The organism is Hoeflea sp. EC-HK425 (assembly GCF_902498795.1).
GTDB classification, from domain to species: Bacteria; Pseudomonadota; Alphaproteobacteria; order Rhizobiales; family Rhizobiaceae; genus Hoeflea; species Hoeflea alexandrii.
Genome location: NZ_LR701572.1, coordinates 571,027 through 592,116, shown reverse-complemented (window position 1 = coordinate 592,116; position 21,090 = coordinate 571,027). Strand labels below are relative to the sequence as shown.

General features: G+C 61.9%; 15 protein-coding genes. 3 read left to right on the top strand and 12 right to left on the bottom strand.

Annotation, left to right across the window (positions count from 1 at the left end; translation table 11 throughout):
- Positions 1 to 42: 42 nt before the first annotated feature.
- Complete coding sequence (locus SPHINGO391_RS05675) at positions 43 to 2,514, bottom strand: EAL domain-containing protein (RefSeq protein WP_152007917.1); 2,472 nt, start codon at positions 2,512 to 2,514, stop codon at positions 43 to 45.
- A 203-nt stretch (positions 2,515 to 2,717) separates the two neighbouring features.
- Entirely contained in the window at positions 2,718 to 4,823 is a 2,106-nt protein-coding gene (ligA, locus tag SPHINGO391_RS05670; protein WP_152007916.1) for an NAD-dependent DNA ligase LigA, read from the bottom strand.
- Positions 4,824 to 4,981: 158 nt separating this feature from the next.
- Between ligA and SPHINGO391_RS05665 the strand changes: the two genes are divergently transcribed.
- On the top strand, positions 4,982 to 5,581 hold the full coding sequence (locus tag SPHINGO391_RS05665; protein WP_152007915.1) for a hypothetical protein: 600 nt from the start codon (positions 4,982 to 4,984) through the stop codon (positions 5,579 to 5,581).
- Positions 5,582 to 5,624: 43 nt separating this feature from the next.
- Here SPHINGO391_RS05665 and recN read toward each other — a convergent pair whose 3' ends face one another.
- The 7 genes from recN to SPHINGO391_RS05630 all read right to left on the bottom strand — a co-directional run bounded on the left by recN (position 5,625) and on the right by SPHINGO391_RS05630 (position 14,564).
- The gene (recN, locus tag SPHINGO391_RS05660; protein WP_152007914.1) at positions 5,625 to 7,298 is read right to left on the bottom strand and encodes a DNA repair protein RecN; all 1,674 of its coding nucleotides are present in this window, start codon (positions 7,296 to 7,298) and stop codon (positions 5,625 to 5,627) included.
- A gap of 11 nt (positions 7,299 to 7,309) precedes the next feature.
- Entirely contained in the window at positions 7,310 to 8,176 is an 867-nt protein-coding gene (locus tag SPHINGO391_RS05655; protein ID WP_152007913.1) for an outer membrane protein assembly factor BamD, read from the bottom strand.
- A 182-nt stretch (positions 8,177 to 8,358) separates the two neighbouring features.
- Positions 8,359 to 9,312 (bottom strand): UDP-3-O-acyl-N-acetylglucosamine deacetylase, encoded by a 954-nt coding sequence (gene lpxC / locus SPHINGO391_RS05650; protein WP_152007912.1) that lies wholly within the window; start codon positions 9,310 to 9,312, stop codon positions 8,359 to 8,361.
- Positions 9,313 to 9,603: 291 nt separating this feature from the next.
- Positions 9,604 to 11,325, bottom strand: coding sequence for a cell division protein FtsZ (gene ftsZ / locus SPHINGO391_RS05645; protein WP_152007911.1), 1,722 nt, complete (start codon positions 11,323 to 11,325; stop codon positions 9,604 to 9,606).
- Between the two features lie 58 nt (positions 11,326 to 11,383).
- Positions 11,384 to 12,712, bottom strand: a complete 1,329-nt coding sequence (gene ftsA / locus SPHINGO391_RS05640) for a cell division protein FtsA (protein ID WP_152007910.1) — start codon at positions 12,710 to 12,712, stop codon at positions 11,384 to 11,386.
- Positions 12,709 to 13,629, bottom strand: a complete 921-nt coding sequence (locus SPHINGO391_RS05635; protein ID WP_152011442.1) for a cell division protein FtsQ/DivIB — start codon at positions 13,627 to 13,629, stop codon at positions 12,709 to 12,711. The genes ftsA and SPHINGO391_RS05635 overlap by 4 nt, the downstream gene beginning before the upstream one ends.
- Complete coding sequence (locus tag SPHINGO391_RS05630) at positions 13,626 to 14,564, bottom strand: D-alanine--D-alanine ligase (RefSeq protein WP_152007909.1); 939 nt, start codon at positions 14,562 to 14,564, stop codon at positions 13,626 to 13,628. The genes SPHINGO391_RS05635 and SPHINGO391_RS05630 overlap by 4 nt, the downstream gene beginning before the upstream one ends.
- A gap of 644 nt (positions 14,565 to 15,208) precedes the next feature.
- Here SPHINGO391_RS05630 and SPHINGO391_RS05625 point away from each other — a divergent pair.
- Positions 15,209 to 17,122 carry an EAL domain-containing protein gene (locus SPHINGO391_RS05625; RefSeq protein ID WP_152007908.1) on the top strand — a complete coding sequence of 638 codons (1,914 nt, stop codon included), beginning with the start codon at positions 15,209 to 15,211 and terminating at the stop codon, positions 17,120 to 17,122.
- A 194-nt stretch (positions 17,123 to 17,316) separates the two neighbouring features.
- Here the strand turns inward: SPHINGO391_RS05625 and SPHINGO391_RS05620 are convergent, their stop codons facing one another.
- Positions 17,317 to 18,141: a GGDEF domain-containing protein gene (locus tag SPHINGO391_RS05620; RefSeq protein ID WP_152007907.1), complete on the bottom strand. Its 825-nt coding sequence runs from the start codon at positions 18,139 to 18,141 to the stop codon at positions 17,317 to 17,319.
- A 223-nt stretch (positions 18,142 to 18,364) separates the two neighbouring features.
- Here SPHINGO391_RS05620 and SPHINGO391_RS05615 point away from each other — a divergent pair, with 223 nt between their 5' ends.
- Entirely contained in the window at positions 18,365 to 19,471 is a 1,107-nt protein-coding gene (locus SPHINGO391_RS05615; RefSeq protein WP_152007906.1) for a P1 family peptidase, read from the top strand.
- Here SPHINGO391_RS05615 and SPHINGO391_RS05610 read toward each other — a convergent pair.
- Positions 19,466 to 19,951, bottom strand: a complete 486-nt coding sequence (locus SPHINGO391_RS05610) for a DUF1579 domain-containing protein (protein WP_152007905.1) — start codon at positions 19,949 to 19,951, stop codon at positions 19,466 to 19,468. The two genes, SPHINGO391_RS05615 and SPHINGO391_RS05610, sit on opposite strands and share 6 nt — an antisense overlap.
- Before the next feature lie 169 nt (positions 19,952 to 20,120).
- Positions 20,121 to 21,089 (bottom strand): UDP-N-acetylmuramate dehydrogenase, encoded by a 969-nt coding sequence (murB, locus tag SPHINGO391_RS05605; protein WP_152011441.1) that lies wholly within the window; start codon positions 21,087 to 21,089, stop codon positions 20,121 to 20,123.
- Position 21,090 lies beyond the last annotated feature (1 nt).

The window sequence follows — 21,090 nt, the reverse complement described above, 5'->3', positions numbered from 1 at the left end:
CGTGTCGGCGCCCGTCTTGAACCGAAAGCCTGTGCGAAGGCTTCAGGCGATCCTTCTTTCTTGTTGCAGTCGCTCCGTCGAGCCCAAACGACGCGTCACATAGTCGTCCAGCGGTTCCGGGCGATGCAGATGGAAGCCCTGGCCATGTGTCACACCCAGCTTGCGCAACTGCGTGATGATGTCCTCATTCTCGATTTTCTCGGCCACGACATTAAAACCAAGGTTTCTGGCCAGCTCCACGACGGCGGCAATGATCGCCCTGTCGACGGTGCTGTCGACAATTTTTTCAACGAATGCGCCATCGATCTTGATGCAATTGATGGGAAACCGGCGCAGATAGTCGAACGAGCAAAGTCCCGAGCCAAAATCGTCAAGCGAGACCATGCATCCGTGGTCTCGCGCCCTGCGAACAAAACGGCTTGCGGTCTCGAAACTGGTGACAGCAGCCGTTTCGGTAATTTCGAACGCGATCTGTGACAACTCGGTCCCATGTTCACGAGCGGCATCGTGAATGAAGGACCAGAGGCTTGGGTCGCTCAGGGTCTGAGCCGACAGATTGAATCCGATTTTCAGATCCAGCTTCTTGAGCAGAGGACCGTGGTCCGCAAGCGCTTTCCGGAAGATCCATCTGTCGAGGACCGGAGCCATCCCGAAGCGTTCAGCGGCAGGAATGAACCCATCCGGGCCGACAATACGGCCATCGCGCGCCCTCAACCTTGCCAGGATCTCCAATCGCCCGCACTGTTGCCCGGAATGCTCGATTGACTGAATCTCCTGGCCGAACAGGATCAACCTGTTTTCCTCAAGCGCTTCCGTCAGGTCAGCGACCTCACGTGCGGCGGAGAGTCCCGAAGTCGCCCTGGATTTGCCTTCACTGAAAAACGAGACCCGGTTTCGTCCCGAAGACTTGGCGGCGTAACAGGCGTCATCCGACTGCGCCAGCGCGTCTGAAGCAGAAATGAAGGGATCGCTGACGATGGTGATGCCTATGCTGCATCCCAGGCGAGGACCACCGACACGGTAGCCAAGATCAATCGCCTGCACGGCAGCGATCGTCTCGCCGGCTATTCTCTTGAGCTCCTCCCGCTCGGTCCCAAAGACCAGTATGGCGAACTCATCACCGCCCAGACGCGCAAAGATCGCCTTTTCGGGGAGGATATCGGCGACGCTGGCAGCGATCGCCTTCAATGCTTCATCTCCGGCAGCATGACCGGCAAAGTCGTTGAGCGCCTTGAAGTGGTCGAGATCCAGATAGAGGATGGCAAAAGCCGTCGTCGCTACATTCGCAATGGCCTTTTCCAGCGCGCCGTCAAAGGCAATCCTGTTGTACAGCCCGGACAGCGCATCATGATGGGCCGCATAGGCCAGTTGCTGCTGCCGGCGCGTTTCCTCCGAAATGTTCTGGAACGTGTAGACATTGCCACAGCTGTCACCCGAAGCGGAGAGGATGGGACGGCTTTTGCACCGGTACAGTTCGGAATAGATTTCCAGGGTCACGCCGTTCTTGAAGTCATCCCCGCAATCCAGATCGACACTCTGTATCGCTGCATCGTTTCGGAACAATCGGAAGATGTTCGAGCCTATCAAAGCGTCATGGTCCACCGACAGCATCCCCAGCGCGGACGGATTGGCGAAATTTATCACCCCAGAGACATCCGTGCTGATCACGGAATCGCTGATCGCCCCCAGGGTGATCTGGTACCGCTCCTTTTCGGCGTAGAGCGCGCGCGCGGCCCTGATCTCCTCGGTGACATCCTTGATCGTACCGACCAGATATCCGGCGCTTCCTTGGCTCTGCAGGGACTTTGCCAGTGTCTCCACATGGCGGACTTCGCCATCCTTCCTGACGATCCGGTAGGGGATCTTCACCACCTCGTTCTTGTAGATAGCCGCCATATGCTGGCGCTCCGCGTCAAGCTTGTCCTCGGGGTGGAGGAAACTCTCCCAGGTGTGGCTGTCGATCTCTCGGGAACGGGACTCCAGCCCGAATATCTCGCAGGTCTTGGCATCCCAGAAACTTCCCTCGCGCCCCACGTCGAAATGCCAGATGCCGGTCTCTGAGGCCGCAAGGGCAAGCTTGAACCGCTCATTCGTCAGGCTCGCGTCTCGCTCGGCCTCTTTCTGTTGAGTAATGTCGGTCTGAACACCCATCACTCTTGTTGGACGTCCGTCCTCGTCCCGTTCGACAATGGCGCCCCTGTCCAGCACCCAGACCCAGCGGCCATCCTTGTGTTGGAGCCGCAGCTCGGTCTCGATGCTGTCACACTTGCCGGCCAGATGCCGGTCACCGCTTTCGATTGCGCGTGCGCGATCTTCCGGATGAACCAGCAGAAGAAACAGATCCTCCTTGGCTGGAAGCTCCTTGCGTCGATATCCGAGCATTTGACACCAGGACTCGGAATACTGGGTGACGTTTGTCCTGAGATCCCAGTCCCAGACGCCCAGGCCCGCAACTTCCAGAGCCCGCCTCCAGGTGTCGGCGTCTTTCACGGTCGCATTTTTCGGATAGTCCATCAAACAGCTCCGCCCGGGGTCTTGTCCCAACCCTCAGCCTTGATCATGGGTCGAGGGGTGTCAAAAAGCCGTTAAGCAGAACTGCAAGTTCTAAAGAACCAATCTCCGGCCACAGCTGTCACGTCCGGGTTGGCATCCCGCCACGAACAGGAAGCGCCGGCACGCCGCGGCCAGCGCCGAGAGTTCGATTGGAGAGTGCCGCCCTACCCGACCAGTTCGAACCAGCCGTCCTCGTCCATGGTGCGCACGCCGAGTTCCTGGGCTTTCGCAAGCTTGGATCCTGCGCCGGGGCCGGCCACCAGGATGTCGGTCTTCTTCGACACAGAGCCCGCCACCTTGGCGCCGAGCCGTTCGGCCATCGCCTTGGCCTCGTCGCGGGTCATCTTCTCGAGCGCCCCGGTGAAGACGACGGTGAGGCCGGCGACGGGGGAATCCTGCGCCGGTTTTTCGGCTTCAAGGATCGTGAGTTGCTCGGTGAGCCTGTCCACCATCCCGATATTGTGTGGCTCGCCGAAGAAGCGGCCGATGGCCTCCACCACCGCCGGACCAATGTCATCGAGTGCGTCCATCTCCTCGATGGCTGCCTTGTCGCCGCCAGCAATCGCAAGCGCGGCCTCATGCACCGAGGCCCAGTCGCCATAGGCCCGCGCCAGCGTCTTGGCGGTCTGTTCGCCGACGTGGCGGATGCCGAGCGAGAAGATCAGCCGGTCCAGCGCAACCGTGCGCGCCGCATCAATCGCGTCGAACAGCTTCTGCGCGCTGGTTTCGCCATAGCCTTCGCGGTTCTTAAGGCGCTGCAGCCCGTTGGCCTCGTCGCGCGCCTTCAGTGTGAAGATGTCGGCAGGCTGACGGATCGGCAGCAGGCTGTCGTCGTAGAAGAACTCGATCTGCTTGTCGCCCAGGCCGTCGATGTCGAAGGCCTTGCGCGAAACGAAGTGCTTCAGGTGCTCCTTGCGCTGGAACGGACAGGCAAATTCCCCCGAGCAGCGGCGGATGACGCCTTCCACACCGCCCGCGGTTTCCTCGCGGATCACCGGCGTTTTCAGATCGCACGGACAGGTGGTGGGGAATTCAAACGCGACGGCGTCCTCTGGCGAGGAGACCACGCCGAGCACCTGCGGGATGACATCACCGGCACGCTGGATCTGGACGATGTCGCCGATCCTGACACCCAGTCGCTCAATCTCCTCGCCATTGTGCAATGTCGCATTGGTCACCACCACGCCGCCCACCGTGATCGGTTCAAGCCGCGCCACCGGCGTCAGCGCGCCGGTGCGCCCGACCTGAATGTCGATGGCTGTCAGCCGCGTCGAGGCCTTCTCGGCCGGGAACTTGTGCGCGATCGCCCAGCGCGGGCTGCGCGAGCGGAAACCCAGCCGCGCCTGCAGATCCAGCCGGTCGACCTTGTAGACGACGCCATCGATGTCGTAGGGCAGATCGGCGCGTGCCAGCCCGATCTCGTTGTAATGCTCGATCAGCGCCTCGATGCTTTCGAGCCGCCTTGTCAGCGGATTGACCGGAAAGCCCCAGTCTTTGAAGATCTCGATCATGGAATGCTGGGTGTCGGCCGGCATCTCAGACATCTCGCCCCAGGAATAGGCGAAGAACCTTAGCTTGCGGCTGGCGGTCACCTTGGCATCGAGTTGGCGGAGCGAACCCGCGGCGGTGTTGCGCGGATTGACATAGGTCTGCTTGCCTTCCGCAGCCATCCGTTCGTTCAGCGCCAGGAAATCCTCCTTCGCCATGTAAACCTCGCCGCGCACCTCCACCACCGAGGGCGCGCCGGCAGGCAGCGTGTTGGGGATCTCGGAGATGGTTTTCACGTTGGCGGTGACATTTTCGCCCGTGGTGCCGTCGCCCCGGGTGGCGGCCGAGACCAGCTTGCCGTCCTCGTAACGGATCGACATCGACAGCCCGTCAATCTTTGGTTCTGCGGTCAACGCAATCGAATTGTCCGGCAACTGTCCCAGAAACCGGTAGATCGAATGGACGAAGTCGCGCACGTCTTCATCTGAAAACGCATTGTCGAGCGACAGCATCGGCACCCGGTGGGTGATCTTGCCGAAACCCTCCGCAACCGCGGCGCCGACTTTTTCTGAAGGGGATTCAGCCAGCTTGAGATGTGGAAACCGCTCCTCGATGGCAAGGTTGCGCCGCTTCAACGCATCATAGTCGGCGTCGGCGATGATCGGCGCGTCCTGGGTATGATAGGCCTCGTCATGGCGGCCGATTTCGGTCAAGAGCCGCTCAAGTTCGGCTTTTGCCTCCGCCTCGCTCAGCGCATCGACAGGCTTGGTCTCGTTCTTCATCTGCGGCACTCCGGAATCGTCTGTGTTGTAGCGCAACTGACGCGAATGAAAAGCCGCTTGCCTTCCCCTTTGCCGCGGTCAATCGGCGGTTAAGGATTGGCTGATAGACTTCACACAGTAAGCACCGACTTGATCAGACCATCAGGAAGACCAGACGAATGCTCGTCGGAGCCATCCACACCTTCACGAAAGCCCCCTTGAGCGAACGCACCGCCCCCGCATACGAGCAGCCCGACGAGAACACGTCAGGCGCGCTGGACCGGCTGGGAAACCTCACCGAAGCCGCGGCCCACAGCCGCAAGGCCTTCGCCGAGGAACGCCTCAAGCAGCTTCGCGAGCAGATGAACAAGCTGATGCTGTTCGACATGGCGCCAGGTGTCCAGGCGGGCCGGTCCGCACAGTTCGCCCGGGAACTCAAAGCTGCAGCAGAAGATTTTGCCGGCGCATTCGAAGCGCTCGCCGCCCTGCCGCGCCCTGAAGCCCAGGGACTGTCGCTGGCTCAACAGGCCTACCTCGATCTCGACGACGGCCCGCAACCCGCTCAACCGTCCCGCAGCCAGGCCGATATCGAGACGATGGACAGCTTCATGAGCGCCGCAAAGCAGCTCACAGCCATGGCCGAAAGCGCCAATTCACACATAGATCGCAGGGACAACGCATCCGCCCTGGCGGGCGAAGCCTACGGCACCGCGTCGGAGGTGATCGAGATGATGGGTCGCGTCAAGAGCGCCTCGGCGCCCAGGTCGTTCTACTGGTAGAAGGCCTCAAGGCCGCAGGACATTGCACCTGCACAGCATCCCTTCAGACATTGCCCTCAAGCAAGCGGCCAGCGGCGGCGCGCGCCTCGTCCGTCACGTGTTCGCCGGCCAGCATCCGCGCGATTTCCTCGCGCCGCGCATCCGCGCCCATGGTGGAAACCCGTGTCGACACCGTTTTCGAGCCCGCTTCGGTCGGCCCCTTGGCGATCAGCAGGTGCGTGGCGGCGCGTGCTGCGACCTGCGGCGCATGGGTGACAGAAAGCACCTGGACGCCCGCCGACAGCCGCTTCAGCCGCTTGCCGATCGCATCGGCCACCGCACCGCCCACTCCGGTGTCGATCTCGTCGAACACAAGCGTCGGCGCCGAACCGCGATCGGCCAGCGCCACCTTCAGCGCCAGCAGGAAGCGTGACAGCTCGCCGCCGGAAGCCACCTTCATGATCGGTCCCGGCCGCGAGCCGGGATTGGTGCGCACGTGAAAGGCGACGCTGTCGATGCCCGACGGCCCGGCATGGGCTATGTCACTGGCGATCTCGACGAGAAACTCAGCCCGTTCGAGCTTCAGCGCCGGCAATTCCGCCATTACGGCGGCCGCCAGCGCCTCACCGGTCTTGTGCCGGCGTTCGGAGAGCTGCTCCGCCGCGTGCAGGAAGGCGGCCTTCGCCTCGCGGACCCGGGTTTCCATCGCGGCAAGCCGTTCCTCTCCGGCATCGAGATCCGAGAGGTCGGCGACCATCCGCGCGGCCAGTTCCGGCAGTGCCTCGACCGGCACATTGTACTTCCGCGCCGCCCCCCGAAGCGCAAACAGCCGTTCCTCGGTCTCTTCGAGCTCGCGCGGATTGAAATCAGCCGCACGAAGGGCCGCTTCAACCGCCGTCTGCGCATCGGCCAGCGCGTTGAGCGCCGCATCGAGCGCTGAGACCGTATCATTGAGCAGTTCCGGCGCTTCCTGCGCCTTGCGCTCCAGCCGACGCACCAGTCCGCTGATCACCGGCATCGGCGAGCCCTGGCCGTTGAGTACCTCGTTGGCCTCGTTGATGTCGCTCGCCATCTTTTCGGATTTCATCATCAGCGACCGGCGGATCGCAAGCTCCTCCTCCTCGCCTTCGACAGGGTGAAGCTTTTCCAGTTCATCGACGGATGACCGCAGCCAGTCGGCCTCCCGCCGGGCTTCCTCGACCTTGGCCCGGTGCGCCTTCAACGCCCGCTCGGCTTCGCGCCAGCCTTCGTGCAGACGCCCGACGTCCGCGGTTCGCTCGCTCAAGACGCCAAAGACATCCAGCAGGGCCCGGTGTGCATCGGTGTCGATCAGTGCGCGGTCATCATGCTGCCCGTGGATTTCCACCAGCAAAGATCCTGCCTCGCGCATCAACGCCACGCTGGCAGGCTGGTCGTTGATGAACACCCGGGTACGGCCATCGCCCGATTGCACCCGGCGGAACACCAGGTCGCCGTCATCATCAATGTCATTGGAGCGCAAGAGCTTGCGCGCGGGATGATCCGCGCCGACGTCGAAGACCGCCGTCACCTGCCCCTTGTCGGCGCCGTGGCGCACGAGGCTGCCGTCGCCGCGACCGCCAAGCGCCAGCGAAAGTGAATCAAGCAAAATGGATTTACCGGCACCGGTCTCGCCGGTGAGCACCGAAAGACCTGCGTCAAACTCGAGATCAAGCCTCTCGATCAGAACGATATCGCGGATCGACAGCTGGACAAGCATCGCCGTCCGTTTCAGGAGCCGACGAGGGCGGCCCCGGCGCGTGAAATCCATGACCCCTTGTTTTCCCGTGGCTCGAGGCCTCGGGTCGACAGGAGCCTGTAGGAATCCGCATACCACTGGCTGTCGGGATAATTGTGCCCGAGAACGGCCGCCGCCGTCTGTGCTTCGCTTTCCAGTCCCATCGCGTAATAAGTCTCGACCAGACGCGCCAGCGCCTCTTCGACCTGACGGGTGTTGGGAAACTGCTCGACCACCAGGCGATACCGATTGGCAGCAGCGACATATTCCCTGCGCTCCTGGTAGTAGCGACCGACCTGCATTTCCTTGCCGGCCAGCTGGTCACGCGCGTAGCGCAGCTTCGCCTGGCTGTCCTCGACATATTCCGAATCGGGATAGCGCTCGACCACTTCCGTAAACGCCGCGATCGCCCGCGCCGAGGTGCGCTGATCGCGGGTGACTTCGGGGATCTGCCGGTAGTAGGCAAGCCCGACGATGTACTGCGCATAGGCGGCATCTTCATCGTTCGGGTAAAGGCTGAGGTAGCGGTTAGCCGTGTTGATTGCCTCGGTATACTGCGCCTGGCGGTAATTGGTGAAGGCACTCATTACCATCGCCTTGCGGGCGAATTCCGAATAGGGATGCTGTTTGTCGACGGCGTCGAACTTGCGGCCGGCCTCGGTCAGCTGACCCGCCTCGAGATTGGCAAGTCCCTGATTGTAAAGTACGTCGGCAGGCTCGATCGACTGCGCATAGGTGCTGATATCGATGTCCGGGTCAGATTGGCAGCCGCTGACGAAAGATGAAATGCCAGCCAGTCCGGCGACAAGGAGCGCTACCCGAAACACGCGTCTGCGCTCGCCCATGACCGAAGTATTCATCCTGCAAACCTCTCAACAGCCGCGGAAACCAGATGCCCCGCGGAACCAGACCAGCGTTTCTATCCGGAAATGACCGAACTTCGCAACGTCATGAAGACGCTTTGCCGCAATTTTGTGGCAGCGATCCTCTTCAATATCACGAGTTTAGAACCTGATGGTGACAGGAAAGCCTGATCGAGCCGTTAAAGCGCCCAAGGAGCGAAGACCGCGGCATTGACAGCCACCAGTTCACCATGACGAACCGTGTCGCGGCGCGCCGGTGCCTCGACCACTTCATAGGCCGACTGATCAGCCAGAAGCGCCCGCAGCGCAAGCGCGTTGAGCTTGTGGCCACCGCGGTAGCTGCGATAGCAACCGATGAACTGTGCGCCGGCAAGTGCAAGATCGCCAACCGCATCCAGCGTCTTGTGACGAACAAACTCGTCACGGTAACGCAGACCCTCGACATTGATGACCTTGTCGTCATCGCCGATCACCACGGAATTGTCGAGCGACGAGCCCAGCGCATGGCCGGAAGCCCAGAGCCGTTCAACATCGCGCATGAAACCAAAGGTGCGGGCACGGGCCAGTTCGCGGCGGAACGTGTCTGCGGTGACTTCACCTTTCCAGGACTGGCGTCCGATCAGCGGAGTCTCGAAATCGATGTCGATCTCGAAGCGGGTGCCATTGTGCTGGCTGAATTCTGCCCAGGAGCCGCCCATTTCAATCCGCACCGGCTTGATCACCCGGATATAGCGGCGCTTCACCGAATGATTGACAAGACCGGCGGTATCGAGCGCCTCGATGAACACGGCGGCGCTGCCGTCCATGATCGGCACTTCGCCACCGTCAAGATCGATGTTGATATTGTCGACGCCAAGCGCGTAAAGCGCGGCCATCAGGTGCTCGACGGTCGCGATCGAGCGATCCGGCGCCTTGCCAAGCAGTGTGCAAAGATCCGTGGAACCGACCTGCGACGAGACAGCGCGGACACTGACCACATCACCGGAGGGAAGCTGACGGTTGAAGACGATGCCGTTGTCGGGATCTGCGGGATGAAAGGAGATAGAGACATTTTCACCGGAATGGACTCCGATGCCAGACAGAGAAATCGACCGCGAAATTGTGGTCTGCAGTCCTACTACATCACTACTCATAAGGTTCGCCGTTTCCCGCAATATCTGGCATGGCCGGTAAAGACCATGATGTCCCCAATCGTCAGGAGCAGCCCCACTCTTCCCCAGTGCGGTCGGCTACCCCAGCCCCTTGTTGTTGCGGGGCAAGATACGGCGATGGACCCAAGTTTCCAAATCACGCTTTTTTTCCATCTGTTACGAAACCGTAACGCCAAGACGATTTAAAAACCTCACGCTAAACAAGCAGTTAGAAATGGGCATGGCGACCCGGTGGCCGCCATGCTCAAAGCTATGTAACAGATCGTTGCCGGTTCACTTGGCCTGACGGCGCAGGAACGCGGGAATTTCGAGCTGTTCGTCTTCATGCGCCGAGCGGGCCTGCGGTGTCATCCGGCCCTGGTCGTCGAGCTGTCCGCGGCGTGGGGCATAGACGCTGGCTTCTGGCGACAGCGGCCGCCGCGCTTGCGGTGCCTGGGCCGCGGCCGGCATCTGGGAGGATTCCTCTTCCTCACGGCGCCCCAGCGTGCTCGAGATCCGCTTCAGCAAACCCATCGGCCCACGCTCGTCGGCGTTGCCCTGCGGAGCGGCGCGATGTTCCATCTCGGCCTTGACGACCGGCGGGAAGTCTTCAACCCGCGGCATCCGGGTCGGCTGCGGCTCCATGCGCATTTCAGGGACCGGCTGCGGCTGCGGTGCCGCCGGGGCGGCTGTCGCGGCAGGGCGTTGCGGCGCGGTCATCGCCGGCTGCGGCTGAGCCATCTGCGGCGCAGTATCGGCTGCACCTGCAAAAAGCCGGCTCTGCGGCTGGAAGCCGGGCTGGGCAACCGGCGCTGCCGGCTTGGCCGCCTGGGCCTGAGCGGCAAGTTCGATCTCGCCGGCGATATCCAGTTCCCGTTCCAGATCGGCTTCCGCCGACAGGATGGTTTCTGCGACGGCGTCTGCCTGGCTTGCCGCAGCAGGCTGCGATGCGGGCGCTGCCGGACGGGCAGGTTGCTGCTGGGCGGTGACCGCCGGACGGGCAGCCGGACGCGACGCCTGCATGGTCGGACGCTGTTCGACAGCACCTTCCACCCGGTCGATGCCGGTTGCAACGACCGAGACCCGGATCAGGCCTTCGAGAGCTTCGTCGAAGGTTGCACCAAGGATGATGTTGGCGTCTGCATCGACCTCCTCGCGGATGCGGGTTGCGGCTTCGTCGACCTCGAACAGGGTCATGTCGCGACCGCCAGTGATCGAGATCAAGAGGCCCTGCGCGCCCTTCATCGTGGTCTCATCCAGCAACGGGTTGGCGATCGCAGCCTCGGCGGCGGCCATCGCGCGGCCCTCGCCCGAAGCTTCACCGGTGCCCATCATGGCGCGGCCCATCTCGCGCATCACCGAACGGACGTCGGCGAAGTCGAGGTTGATCAGGCCTTCCTTGACCATCAGGTCGGTGATGCAGGCAACGCCCGAGTAAAGCACCTGGTCGGCCATCGCGAAGGCGTCGGCGAAGGTGGTCTTGTCATTGGCGATGCGGAACAGGTTCTGGTTCGGAATAACGATCAGCGTATCGACGCATTTCTGCAGCTCCTCGATACCCGATTCCGCCAGCCGCATGCGACGCTGACCTTCGAAATGGAATGGCTTGGTGACCACGCCAACGGTCAGGATGCCCTTGTTGCGCGCAGCCTGGGCAACGACCGGGGCAGCGCCAGTGCCGGTGCCGCCGCCCATGCCTGCGGTGACGAAGCACATATGGGTGCCGTTCAGGTGATCGATGATCTCGTCGATGCACTCTTCAGCGGCCGCGCGGCCGACTTCCGGCTGCGAGCCGGCGCCAAGACCTTCGGTGACCGCCACGCCCAACTGCACCAGCCGGTCGGCCTTCGACATCGTAAGCGCCTGGGCATCGGTGTTGGCGACGACGAAGTCGACGCCCTGCAACCCGGCATTGATCATGTTGTTGACGGCATTGCCACCACCGCCGCCAACCCCGAACACAGTGATGCGGGGCTTCAGCTCGGTGATGTCCGGCTTCTGCAAATTGATGGTCATGGCACCCGTTCCTTCCTTTGGCATGGCCCGCACCGCCGCGTTGGCCAATTCTGTGAATTCAAAAACTCTCTTTGAGCCACTGCCCCATACGGGACAGGCGGCCGCCGGCGCCGGCCATGGCGGCAAAGCCGCCCTCACCCGCGCCGTGTGATTCAAGATGGGCGACCTGGGGATAGATCATCAGCCCCACTGCCGTTGAGAATGTCGGCCCCTTGGCCGCGGCCGGCAGCCCCGAAACCCCCAGCGGCCGTCCGATCCGGACATTGCGGGCCAGGATGCGCCGGGCAGACTCGGCCAAGCCGGTCATCTGGCTGGCGCCGCCGGTCAGCACCACACGCTTGCCGACAAGCGAGCCGTAGCCCGACTGTTGAATTCGGTCGCGCAGCATTTCGAGTGTCTCTTCAACCCGTGCGCGCACGATGCGCGAGACCAGTCCGCGCGGCACATGCGTCGGCAGGTCCCGTTCATCCTCGCCGAAAGGCGGGATCGAGATGACGTCCCGGTCCTCGCCAGCCTGCGGCAGCGCCGAACCATGCACCACCTTGATACGCTCGGCATCGTCAAGCCGGGTCGACAGTCCGCGCGCCAGATCCATGGTGACGTGATGGCCGCCAAGCGCGATTGCATCGGCGTAGACCAGCTTGCCTTCGGAAAACACAGAGATCGTGGTGGTGCCGCCGCCCATGTCGATTGCCGCGCAGCCCATTTCGGCCTCGTCGGAGACAAGTGCTGCAAGCCCGGAAGCATAAGGTGTCGCCACCATCGCCTCGACGGTCAGGTGTGCCCGGTTGATCGACAGCTCGAGATTCTTGAGCGGCGCCCGGTCGGCCGTCAGCACATGCATGTCGACCCCCAGCAGGTCGCCATACATGCCGGCCGGATCACGGATGCCGCGCTCGCCATCAAGCGTATAGCTCGAGGGCAGCGAATGCAGGATCGCGCGCTCGTGGAGCTGGCTCTGCCGGGTTGCGGCATTGACCACCTTGGCCAGATCGCCGGACGCGATCTCGTGACCGCCGAGATTGACCGAGGCGGAATGGGTCTCGCTCTTCAGCCGACCTGCCGTGACATTGACGATCAGGCTTTCCACGGTCACGCCGGCCATCCGTTCGGCGGCGTCGACAGCCAGCCGCACCGAGCTTTCGACAGCATCCATGTCGGAGATCACGCCGGCCTTCAGTCCGCGTGACTTCTGGTGACCGATCCCAAGGATCTCGATGCTGTGAGTGCGGCCCGAAAGAACCTCCGCACCCTCGACAGGTGTCAGCCGGCCGATCATGCAGACCACTTTCGACGAGCCGATATCCAGCACCGTGACGATGCTGACGCGCTTTGATGAAAGCGGCTTGAGCCGTGGGAGCATGGAAGAGGGGCGGAACAGGCTCACGATTTTTGACCCGCCTTGATCAGCTTGGCGCGGGCTTCGAGCGCCTGCTGGCGGCGCTCATAGGAAGCTTCGCTCAGCCGCAACGTCACCCGGTCTTCAAGCCGAAGATCGACAGCGGTGATATCGCGCGACAACACATCACGGCCGGCATCGAATTCGGCAAAGCGCTTCAGCGCCGCGCCAACATTGTCAGCGGGCAGGCTCAGCGTCACGCCATTGTCGAGCCGCAGATCCCAGCGACGGTCGGCGATACGGATCGCGGCCTTCACCCGGGCGCGCAGTTCCGGATAGAACAGCAGCCGCGCCTCAAGCTCGTCGGCATGACGGTCGGCGCCCAGGCCGACATACAGAGGCAGTCCGGCATGACGGGCGCCGTTGAGCGGGGCGATCACGTCGCCGCGCGCATCGATCAGCGACAGCATGTCGCCGTGCTGCCAGATGCCCACCGGCTTGCGTTCGACGAGCTGGACCGAGAGCCCGCGCGGATAGACCTTCTGGACCTGCGCATCGGTAACCCACGGCAGTTCCATCAGCTTTTCGCGCGCGGCATGAGCATTGATCGCCACCACCGAGGTCGACCCGTCGAGACCGAGCTGCTGCAGGATATCGATGTCGGAGGTCTCGACATTGCCGCTGACCTGAACGTCCTCGAGCGCGAATCCTGCGCCGGTTGTCACGGCCTGCGTCACGGCCTGGGTGTGGCCACCCAGCGCCATTCCGTACAGGCCGGTCGCGGTAAAAAAGGCAAAAGCGGCAACCGAGCCTGCATGCGGACGGATACCGACACGACCGGTGGCCAGCGCGATGCCGAAACGCACCGGGCGTCTGAGGAAACGGGGCAGCACAAACGCGCCGGAGAACGCATCACGCCCCGACCCGCTGGCCGCATGAGCGGCACTGCCCTTGTTTCCCTTCATCGACGACACGAAGCGTCCTCCACCATCCAGCTGACAAATTCTTCAAACGAATGGCCCGCCTGCAGGGCCATTTCCGGCGCCAAGGATGTCGGTGTCATGCCGGGCTGGGTGTTGACTTCGAGCCAGATGACCTCCCCTTCTTCGGAGAAACGGTCATCGTAACGAAAATCCGACCTGCTCACGCCGCGACAGCCGATCGCTTGATGCGCCTTCAAAGCCAACCTACGTATTTTTTGGTAAACAATTGGTGAAATTTCCGCCGGACAAACGTGTTTGGAGCCCCCGGCGACGTATTTAGAGTCATAATCGTAAAAGCTGTGTCCTTGCGGCACTATCTCGGTCACCGCCAGAGCCACATCGCCCATGATCGTGCAGGTCAGCTCGCGGCCGGCGACGTAACGCTCGACCATGACCGTGTCGCCGTATTTCCATTCCTTCGAGGTGATCACCTGCGGCGGATGCGACTGGCCTTCACTGACGATGACGACGCCGAAGCTTGAGCCCTCATTGACCGGCTTGACCACGTAGGGCGGCTGCATCGGGTGGGCTGAAGTGAACTCATGCCGGTTCATCACCTTGGATTCCGCAACCGGGATGCCCACCGCCTTGGCAACGATCTTCGACAGCCGCTTGTCCATCGCCAGCGCCGAGGCCGTGACCCCCGAATGGGTATAGGGAATGCCCAGATACTCGAGCAGGCCCTGGATCGTGCCATCCTCACCGTAAGGCCCGTGCAGCGCGTTGAAGCAGACATCGGGCTTCACATCGGCCAGGACAGAGGCCACATCGGGACCGACATCAATCCGCGTCACCTGATACCCGGCGCTCTCCAGCGCATCGGCGCAGGCGGCACCCGACGACAGGCTGACCGGCCGCTCGGAAGAAAATCCGCCCATGAGCACGGCCACGTGCTTTTTCGCTGTATCAGCAGTCATCCCATTCCCTCATGTTCAGACGCGGGAGACCCCGGGAGGAACCTCACGCCGGCCCGCCGGGCCAGATTCATCAAGGCAGCACCCGGCGCATTGCCGGGCGCACACCACTAAGCACTACCCTTCAACTTACAAAACGAAGATTGCGCCAAACCGGTCGAGCCAGGAAAAATGAGGCATGCACCGCCGGGCTCAAACGATTTTGAGCCGACCATGAGTGAACGTGCAAGAGCTTGAGGATCAACAATCGTCAGGAAACGCATGGCCCGCGAGCCATGGCGGACAACACGTCTGCAGGCGTTCAAGTATAACCGCCACCAACCTTCCAGCATCCCATGGAACGGACAACTCAACCCAGTTGAAACAATTTTTTAAGCAGAACTAATCAACGATCTTCTCAAGAACAGTACATTAACCGTTACCCCTTAGGGTGTGACGCGTAACAAGAGACGGAAGGCTGTTCATGACAGAACACGCGCTCAAGATCCTCTCTTGGAGATGTCAACGCACCCGTCCGTTCAGCCGAACCGGGCACCTGGCACAATTCCCGAACCATAAGCCGACCGCCGCCGCCTCCCTGGAGAGGAGCTGCACGGACCGCATTCGGACGTTGTTGTTCAAAACGCTGATTTGAGAAAAGTGTAGATATGAAACTGGTCAGTCTGTTCGGCAATATTGCCCCCTCGATCGACCCCTTGCGGCAACAGGCCATGGCAAGGGCCTATACGCCGATCATTCGCACCATTCTTGTGCCCGGATGCGCCTACTATCTCTTTATTACCTTCAGCCACTGGCGGGATGAAACCGGATTGCCGCTTGCCGTTCTCGGCTCGCTGAGCGCCTTTACCGCCTTTTGCTTCTACCTGCTCAGACAGCACGTGCTGACTGAAAAATCGACTTCGCTGCTGCGGCTCGAATTGTCGGGGCTACTCATCAACCTGCTGCTCTACACTAATGTCCTTGTCTATCTGCTGATCAATTTCGAGCAATCGAAACTCGTCTATTTTGCCATGCTGGCAGTGGTCTTCTCCACCACCGCGGTGACACTGAGGATTACCCTGGCCAGCGTCTTCCTGTCGCTGACCACACTCTACTGGTTTGCCTCCAGCCTTTCGACGGAACTGTTCGACCAGTATGTCTCGATCGGAGTTGCCACCGCCTTCGGTTCGCTTGCCATGGCAACCCTTCTGCGCAAGGCCATCCTGCAGCAGATCGATGCGCGGCTGCTTGCAGACAGACTGGCTGCCAAGGCGCGCCGCCTGGCCGACACCGACATGCTCACCGGCGTACCGAACCGGCGGGCCATCTTCGAGAAGATCGATTATCTCGTCCAGCAGCGCCGGCCTTTCTGGATGGGCATTTTCGACCTCGACGGGTTCAAGGCGATCAATGACGTTTACGGTCACATTGTCGGGGACGACCTCCTGTGCGCCGTTGTCAACCGCGCATCCGCGCTCAACATTGAAGGCGCAACCTTCGGTCGGATTGGCGGCGACGAGTTCGTTGCGATCTTCACCGGACAGGTTGACGCCAAGACTGCCGAACACCTCGGCGCGACTGTCATCGATGCCATCAGCACCCCCTACCCGGTAGATCTCCTTCACCTCTCGATCGGAGCTTCGGCCGGCTTTTCCCATTTTCCCAGCATGGGCGCTTCCGGAGCCCAGCTCTACGAGAAGGCCGATTACGCACTTTTCAAGGCCAAGACCCAGACCCGGGGCCAGTGCGTGCTGTTCGACACGGCTGAGGACGAGGAAATGAAGCGGGCCATCGAAATCGAGCGTGCACTGCGCGAGGGCGATCTGGAGCAGGAATTGTTCCTGCTATACCAGCCGCAGTATTCGCCGGAACAAGAACGCGTCGTTGGCTTCGAAGCCCTGGCGCGCTGGCAGAGCCCGAAACTGGGCCTGGTGCGCCCCGACCTCTTCATTCGCGCGGCAGAACGCGCCGGCCACATCCGCCGGGTGACAAACATCCTGTTCAGCAAGGGCCTGGCCGAAATGGCGCACTGGCCGACCGACATCAGCCTGTCCTTCAACCTCTCGGCCCAGGACATCTCCGATCGCGCCTTCATTCTATCGTTGCTGGGCCAGATCATGAAATCGGGAATCGCGCCGCAACGCATCGAATTCGAAATCACCGAAACCGCGGTGATGACCGACCTCGACACTTCGAGCAAGCTGCTCGAGGAACTGCAGGCCAGCGGCTGTCGGATCGCGCTTGATGATTTCGGCTCGGGCTATTCCAGCTTCGAGTACATCGACCAGTTGCCGCTCGACAAGGTCAAGATCGACCGCAGCTTCGTGCGCAAGGTCGCTCACAGCAACACATCCCGCGAAATCGTCGCAGGCGTCATCGGTCTCTGCCGCAAGCTGGACCTGCGCTGCGTTCTCGAAGGTGTCGAGACCGAAGCCGAAATGGATATTCTCGGCAAGCTTCAGCCGGACCTGATCCAGGGTTATCTTTTCGGCAGGCCCATGAGCGCGGAGGATGCCAGGCGCAAGATCCTCGAACAGGACGGCGCAAAGCCCAAGTTGAAACCGGTGCCCCGGTCGGCCTGAAACCGGTCGGAAGACAAGACAAACGGCGGGGAAACCGGAGCACTACGTTTTTGAATCGAGACGAATCCAGAGAGCGGTAGGCTTTTCTGCCCGTCGTCGCCGAGCAAACGATCACCCCGCTGTAACGCTGACGGTCAATACCCGTGGTCGGCTTTCATAACCCGGGGTCTTTCCAGGCGCTGGCCGGAGACGGCTCAGGCGACCTTGCGCCCTCGCTCCGGCTGGCCTGTTTTGTCACCGGTCTCGTAACAAATCACGATCCTGTCCCGGCCGCCAGACTTGGCCTCATAGAGCGCCTTGTCCGCCCGGGAAAAGACTTCGCCAAAATGTTCATGCGGCAATGCCCGCGCCAGGCCCCCCGATACAGTGACCGAAAACTCCCCGTCCTTCGTCGCAAACCGCATGCCGGCGATTTTCCTGCGCGCTAGTTCTCCAAGCACCATGAACTCGCCAAAGGGCATGTCCCGGCAGAACACGGCGAACTCCTCGCCGCCGATCCGGGCGCACAGGCACCGGTCGTTGAACACCGTTGCAAGCATCTTGCCGACCTTGACGATCACCTCGTCGCCGGTCATGTGGCCATAGGTATCATTGACCGATTTGAACCGGTCCAGATCGATCACCAGCATCGCCTTGTCGCCCTCGCAGCCGTCGAACTGCTCAAGAAAGGCCCGCCGGTTGGCAAGCCCCGAAAGCATGTCGGTCCGGCTCAGCTTCTCGAACTCCGCCCGCGAAACACCCAGGTCGTGGATGGCAAAACCAACCGCGATATAAGCAGCAACCGAGACAACAAAGGTGATCGGCGGGGTCAGCGCCGTGGCGATGATCAGCGCCGAGCCCAGGCTGTAGGGCATAAGGCCGAATGCATGGAGCAGGAAATGGGCGCAAAGGTTGAGGCCATAGGCAACCAGCGAGACCTTGAGCGCCACCCACACCGACTTGCGGCAGACATCGCGATAGCTGGCGAATTCGCCAAACATCAGCTGATCGACAATCCATTTGCGGATGACGCTGACCATGGAACCACTCCTGTTTATTGGGGACAATTTTAGGTATGCCGCGTTAAGAATATGTTTCCAATAGATATTTCCCAAAGGTCGGCCGCGCGATTAGGGGCGCCCGGGCTGTGGACGGGATGTGGTCCATGCTTCTCGCGACAGCTTGCTCCGTCTTGTGCGCCGGCCCGGTTCCATGTCACCTGTCTCTCGCCATTCACCTGCCCAGCCAAAGGAGAGCCGCCCGATGAAGCCGGAATGGAACACCACACCATCAGGCAAGCTGCGCGGCAGGGGTCTCGGCCTGCCGTTCGAAGGCATCAGCGGACCGTTCAACGCCATCACCGACGTGCCGGGCGTGAGCGTCGGCTATTCGACGATTATTGAAGGCAACGGCGTGCTCAAGCAGGGCGCCGGTCCCATCCGCACCGGCGTGACCGCGATCGTGCCGCGCCCGCTTGACCAGATCGATCAGCCGTTGTTTGCAGGTTTCTTCAGCCTCAACGGCAATGGCGAGTTGAGCGGCACCCATTACATCGAGGAAACCGGCAAGATGGCGTTGCCGATCACCATCACCAACACCCATTCCTGCGGCATCGCCCGCGACGCGACGATCAGATGGGCCGTCGATTTCCTGGCCGAACGCTACCACGACGACTTCGCCCTGCCGGTGGCGGCCGAGACCTATGACGGCTTCCTCAACGACATCAACGGCTTTCATGTCGAGGCGCGGCATGTGATCGAGGCGATCGACACGGCGCGCGGCGGTGCCGTCGAGGAAGGCAGCGTCGGCGGCGGCACCGGCATGAAGTGCTTTGGCTTCAAGGCCGGCTCAGGTACCGCCTCGCGGCTGGTCGGTTACGACGGCGAGGCGTTTACGGTGGGCGTCTTCGTGCAGGCCAATTTCGGCACCCGCCGGCACCTCACCATGCTCGGCAAGAACATCGGCGCCGATCCGGATTTGCCGCAGATGCGGACCAACACCAGGGACACCGAGCTTTCGTCGATCATCGCCGTCATCGCCACCGATGCACCGTTCCTGCCCCACCAGTTGAAGCGGCTTGCCCGCCGCGCCAGCTTCGGCATCGGCAGGACCGGCGGCATGGCCACCCACGGATCCGGCGATCTGTTCCTGGCCTTCTCGACAGCCGCATCGGACCTGGGCGGCGGCGCGATGCGTACGGTGCGCTTCGTGCCGGACGAAGACATCGACCCGTTCTTCGAGGCCGTGGTGCAGGCGACCGAGGAAGCCATCCTCAATTCGATGGTCGCCAACGAGGACATGACCGGGCGAGACGGAAATTTCGTGCCGGCGTTGCCGCATGAGGCGGTGAAATCGGCGCTGGGACTATGAGAACTCGCCGGCCCGGCTGAACTGCATCGTCCAGTTGGTTTCCCAAGTGCTGCCGCCATCGGCGGAAAATGCCTGTTCCCAAAGGCAGGTGTCCTTATCGAGGCTGATCCAGGTGAAGCGGACCTTGATCGGTCGCCCTTCGAAACAATCATCGGCCAAAAAAGTCCCGACCCCGTTCTCGAAGCGGCCGACCACCGGGACGTCAAGATGGTGCGGATTGCGCTGGTCAAGCCACCAGATCGCCCAAAGCCCGGTGGCCTTGTCATAGGACCGCAGAGCCACGGCGCGATAGGCGCCGCCCGGGAATTCGATGAAGTTGTCCTCGAGATTGCCATTGCCGCCCAGCACCGGGCGCGTCGAACTGGTGCCGTCGAACTCGTCCCACACATCGCTGCCCGCAAGGCGCACGGTCAGACGGCGGTGGCGAACGAGCCAGTCGCCAAACACGAAATCGAAATCGCGGCAAACATCGTCAGACATGGCTTGCTCCCGATGGCAGGCGAAACCTGATGACTTCAGGTTTCATTCCCACCACCTAAGCACAAGAACAAACCAAAAACATTTGAATTGTTGTGCGCGATTCGCAACTGGAATTGATGGGAAGCCCGGACCATATCCAGACCTTCCACCTCACTTCAGGAAGTCGGTCTCATACCAACTGCCCCAAAAATTCCTGCACCACCTGCCCCGGCTCGAACAGGCCGAGCCGCTTGATTTCCCATTCGAGACGGATGCCCGAGTTTTCCAGTACTCTTGCGCGCACGGTCTCGCCGAGATTTTCGAGCTCGTAGCCCGAGGCGGTGCCGGTGTTGATCATGAAATTGCAGTGCATCGGCGACATCTGCGCCCCGCCCACGGTCAGGCCGCGACAGCCGGCCTCGTCGATCACTTTCCAGGCCGAATGGCCTTCCGGGTTCTTGAAGGTCGAACCGCCGGTCTTTTCGCGGATCGGCTGCACCGTCTCGCGGTGATGCTGGACGGCGTCCATCGCGGCCCGGATCTCGTCCCTGTCGGCGGGTATGCCTTCGAAGATGGCGCGGGTGAAGATCAGGTCCTTCGGCGCCGACGAGTGCCGGTAGGCATAGCCCATGTCGGCATTCGACAGCACATGCCGCACGCCCTTGCGGTCAATGGCGTGAACCTCGACAACGCGCTCACGGGTTTCAACCCCGTTGGCCCCGGCATTCATCCGAAGCGCGCCGCCGATGGCGCCGGGAATGCCGTGATAGAAGTGAAATCCGCCAAGCCCGCTCTCGAGCGCCAGCGCCGCCAGATGCTTGTCCGGGCAGACCGCGCCCGCTGCGAGCCGCGTGTCCGACACCTGTTCGGCGCGGCCGAACCCCTTGGCCGACAGCCGGATCACCACACCTGGGATGCCGCCGTCGCGCACCAGCAGGTTCGATCCGATTCCCACCGGCAGGACCGGGACCTCTTTCGGCAGCGCTGCCAGAAAGGCCGAGAGGTCGTCTTCATCCACCGGCTGGAACATGAGCTCCGCCGGACCGCCCGTGCGGAACCAGGTCACCTTCGACATGTCGGCATTCGGGGTCAATCGGCCCCGGACATCACCCAGCCTGCCGTCGAGCGATGCCAGAAGCTTTTCCCCATCGACCTGCAAC